Annotated in this window: 5 protein-coding genes; 1 reads left to right on the forward strand and 4 read right to left on the reverse strand. The window is 76.7% G+C overall.

Going from position 1 to position 4,088, the window contains the following annotated elements; translation table 11 throughout:
* The 4 genes from ICW40_RS08550 to ICW40_RS08565 form a co-directional block, all read right to left on the reverse strand.
* The coding region (locus ICW40_RS08550) for a hypothetical protein (RefSeq protein ID WP_221653412.1) at positions 1-377 on the reverse strand (377 nt) is incomplete at its 3' end.
* A gap of 76 nt (positions 378-453) precedes the next feature.
* Positions 454-2,157, reverse strand: coding sequence for a S8/S53 family peptidase (locus ICW40_RS08555; protein WP_221653413.1), 1,704 nt, complete (start codon positions 2,155-2,157; stop codon positions 454-456).
* Positions 2,158-2,200: 43 nt separating this feature from the next.
* Positions 2,201-2,701 (reverse strand): hypothetical protein, encoded by a 501-nt coding sequence (locus tag ICW40_RS08560; RefSeq protein ID WP_221653414.1) that lies wholly within the window; start codon positions 2,699-2,701, stop codon positions 2,201-2,203.
* Positions 2,698-3,324 carry an RNA polymerase sigma factor gene (locus tag ICW40_RS08565; RefSeq protein WP_221653415.1) on the reverse strand — a complete coding sequence of 209 codons (627 nt, stop codon included), beginning with the start codon at positions 3,322-3,324 and terminating at the stop codon, positions 2,698-2,700. The genes ICW40_RS08560 and ICW40_RS08565 overlap by 4 nt, the downstream gene beginning before the upstream one ends.
* 284 nt (positions 3,325-3,608) lie before the next feature.
* On the opposite strand from ICW40_RS08565, the gene ICW40_RS08570 reads away from it, so the two are divergent.
* A complete protein-coding gene (locus ICW40_RS08570; RefSeq protein ID WP_221653416.1) occupies positions 3,609-4,025 on the forward strand; it encodes a DUF4383 domain-containing protein in 417 nt (138 codons plus the stop codon).
* Positions 4,026-4,088 lie beyond the last annotated feature (63 nt).

A 4,088-nucleotide genomic window follows, 5' to 3' on the forward strand; every position in this document is an offset into this window, starting at 1 on the left:
AGGCCGCGCTGGCCGTGCACCGCGACCTCGACCGCCGGGGCGCCGGCGCGCCGGGCCCAGGCCTCGGCCTCGTCCAGCACGGCGAGGCTCGCGGCGACGTCGGCCCGCAGCTCGAAGTCGCTCATGACCATGCCGAGCAGGGCCCGCGCCCGCAGGTAGGCGGCGTCCGTCCCGTCGCCGCGGTCCCTCGCGGCCTCCCCGCGCGCCGGCCGCGCGGTCGGGTCGCGTCCGACGTCGTCGGGCGTCCCGAGCCGACGCAGCACCTGGCGAAAGCACGCCGAGGCACGAGCGGGCCGGCCCGCGGAGTTGTGCGCGAAGCCCTCCTCGAGCGCGCGGAGCGCCTCGAGGCCCAGGTCCATGCCGGTGGACGAGCTCACGCCGCCCCGATCCGCACGGTCATGCCGGGCTCACGTGGGGGCTCGCGTGGGGGCCGACGTCGGGCTCACGGTGGGGTCACCGGCTCAGCCCGGTGGTCGCGGTGATCGCGGCCCAGGTCGCGGCACGGCGCTCGGCGGGGTCCGAGAGCGAGGACGTCGTGACGGCGCCCGAGGCGCGCGCCTCGAGCAGCGCGGCGGCGAGCTCGCCCGCGAGGACAGGCGCGGCGAACGAGGTCCCGCTCCACACGCCGAACCCTCCCGCGAAGGCGTCCGGGTCGAGGGTCGAGCGCTCCTCCCCGCTGCGCGCGCCGGGCAGCGAGCGCGACGCGGTCCGCGAGCCGTCCGTCGGCGTCGGCAGCGTGCTGACGACGGCGGCGCCGGGGCGCAGGCACGTCACCCACGGTCCGTCGTTGCTGAAGAGCGCCGTCGTGCCGTCCGGGTTGAGCGCACCGACCGAGACCACCGGCGGCACGTCGTCGAGCTGTGAGGGCGGCACGACGGCGGGCGGGCTCCCCGCCACCGCGGGCGCGAACGCGGCCGGGAACAGGGGCCGCGGGTCGCCGTGGTTGCCCGCGGAGACGACCACCGCCACGCCCTGGCGACGCAGGGCCTCGAGGACCGATCCGAACGGGCTGTCGAACAGCGCGTCCTCGGGCCGCTCGTGGTAGTACCCGAGCGAGAGGTTGAGCACGTCCACCGGGACGTGCCCGGCGTGGCCGGCCAGGCCCAGCACGTGGAGCAGGAGCAGCCGGCGCAGGCCGCGCAGGAGGTCCGACTCCGCGATCACGCCGACGCCGCCGTAGAGCCGGCAGGACAGCACGACGGCGTCGGGGCACACCTGGTGGACGATGCCCGCGATGAAGGTGCCGTGCCCGGCGGCCGGGTCGAGACCGCCGGTCAACGGCGACCCGGCCATGCCGCCGTCCTCGGGGTCGGCGGCCGGCGGGAGAACGGGGAACGGGCCGACCGGCACGCCGAGCACGGCAGGGTCGCGCAGCACGACGTCGGGCCCGAGCCAGGGATGCGCTCCCGTGCCCGTGTCCATGACCGCCACCACGGGACGGGCGACCCCGTCCTTCGTCTGCAGCACGGAGCGGCCGGCGGCGTGCCGGCGCTCGGGCCGCGGCCCGACCCACGCGACCGCGCTGCGGCCGCCCCAGCCGGGGACGCCGTACTCGGTCAGGCCCGTCGCCGGGTGCGGGTCCGTGAACGGGTGGGGGTCGGTGAAGGGATGGGGATCCGTGAACGGGTGCGGGTCCGTGAACGGATGGGGATCGGTGAAGGGGTGCGGGTCCGTGAAGGGCGAGCCGCCGATGCCCGGCGTGGCCACGACCACGTGGTCGAGCGAGAGCCGGAGCTTCGACTCCCCCGCGAGCGCGCGGAAGCCCTCGAGCAGCTCCCACGCGTCCGGCGCCGGCGCGACCGAGTCCCGCGCCGCCACGAGGCGCACGGCGAACGAGGAGCCGAGGGCGAGCGCCTCGCGCGCGTCGCCCGCCAGGTCGGCCTGTCCGAGCAGCCGAGCGTCGGCCAGGTCGGCCTCCTCGACCTCGACGGTCCAGCCCCGGCGGCCCGCGACGTCCTGGAGGGAGCCCAGGTCCGCCGCGCCCGCCTGGGCGCCGGAGACGATCAGCCGGTCGGCGACGTACGCGGTCGGCGCCGGTGCCCGCGCACCGCCCCGTCGCGGCGCCGTCCGCGGGTCGAGCGTGCGGACACGCCACGCGAGGTCCTCCGGTCGCTGCCCCTCGTCGCGCCCTCGTCGATCGGCCGTTCCCTGCGTCATGCGTCCCCCTCGTCACTGCTCGTCATGGCACCAGCCGACGCCCTCACAGCTCGATCACCGGCGTGCTGACGCCGGTCCCCGAGCCGTGGCGCAGCACGAGGCTGGCGGGTCCCGGCGGGACGTCGGCGAGGACGAACGAGCCGTCGTCGTCGGACTCCGTGCGCACGCTGCCGCCCGGGCGCAGCAGCTCGACCTCGTAGCGCGTGGCGGGCGCGGCCCACCCGTCGACGCGCACTCCGCCCGACGGCGAGACCGACAGGCTGATCATGACGGTCACGGGCTCCGCCGTGAACGTGATCGTCCGCGCCTCGACGGTCGCCTCGCCGCGCACGGCGAGCTCGGGGACCTCGAGCAGCTGCAGCTCCATCACCTGCGTGTGCAGCGCCTCGAGCGAGAGCGCGAACAGCGAGCGCTCGACGAGGTCGTCCGGCACCGGGTCCGCGGCGTCGAGCACGCGCCGCAGGCCGGCCAGGACCCGCAGGTCGGCGTCGTCCAGGACGCCGTCGGCCGGGTGGTCGTCGTGCCCCAGGTCGTCGGTGCTCATGCGTCCCAGCCCTCCTCGGTCGCGAGCAGCGCCCGCAGCTTCGCCAGGCACCGTCCGCGCGTGACGCCGACGGCGGTGACCTGCATCCCGGTGACCTCGGCGATCGCGCGGTAGTCGGGGCGGTCCGCCATCGCGACGAAGCGGAGCACCTGCTGGCACCGCTCGGGCAGGAGGAGGAAGCGCCGCCACAGCCGGCGGTCCCGCTCGTCGGCCGCGACCACCTCGTCCGGCGGGCGGTCGGGCGACCGGAGCTGCCCGTAGGGGGCGCCCTCGTCCTCGAGCGTGGTGGTGCGGCGGGCGTCGCCGCGACGGTGCGCCACCGCCTGCCACGCGGCACGGCGCGCGCTCACGACGAGCCACTTGAGCGCGGCGTCGGCCTCGCGGATGGTGGGCGCGCTGCGGACGAACGCGAGCCACACGCCCTGCACGACGTCGGCCGCCTCGTCGCGCTCGACGCCCTGCGAGCGCACGACGTTCCACAGCAGCGGGGTCGCCTCGCGCACCAGGTCCTCGAGCGGCCCGGTCCGGCCGTCCCGGAAGGCGACGACCGCGGCCGCGGCGCGCGCGGCGAGGCCGGTGCGCTCACCGACGCCGTCGGCGGTGCTTCCCGCTGTGCGGTTCATGGACCCGTGCCCTTCGCGGACCGGCGGTGGGCCCGAGCCTAGGGCCGGGCCACGCACGTCCACAACGACCCCGTCCACCACGGTCCTCCTGGTCCCGGCACCGCACACCGATGCCCTCACCCACCCAGGAGCGCCGGGGCCGCCGTTCGTGACACGTCCAGGCCCTCGGATCTGCAGGCCGTGCGACCGGAGGAGGCGCCGACCCACCCATCCACCGGGCCGCCCGCTCCGAACCACCGCCGACCGACGGCGGCGACCGCCGTCGCACGACGAGAGGAACCTCCATGACCAGCTCCCCCAACCGACTCCTCGGCACCGTCTTCGGCGTCGTCTACCTCCTGGTCGGTGCGGCCGGCTTCGCCGTCACGGGCGGCGTCGGCTTCGCGGCCACGGAGGGCAACCCGTTGATCGTGTTCGACGTCAACCCGCTGCACAACGTCGTCCACCTGGCCATCGGCGCGGCTCTGCTGGTGGCGGCACGCGCGTCCGTGCGCGCGTCCCGCGGCGTCAACACCGCCGTCGGTGCGGTCTACCTGCTCGTCGGCGTGCTGGGCCTCTTCATCGCCGACTCCGCCGCGAACATCCTGGCGCTCAACGGCGCCGACAACGTGCTCCACCTCGGCAGCGCGCTGCTGCTCCTCGGCGTCGGGCTCGCCGCCGACCGGGCCGCCACCCGCACCCCCGCGGCCCGGACCGCGTGATGCGCACGCCGTCGTCGGGCACGGCGGGCACGCGGGGCACGGCGGGCACGGGCGGCATGGCGT

It is taken from the genome of Actinotalea ferrariae (assembly GCF_019733465.1).
In the GTDB taxonomy this organism is placed as follows: domain Bacteria; phylum Actinomycetota; class Actinomycetes; order Actinomycetales; family Cellulomonadaceae; genus Actinotalea; species Actinotalea ferrariae_A.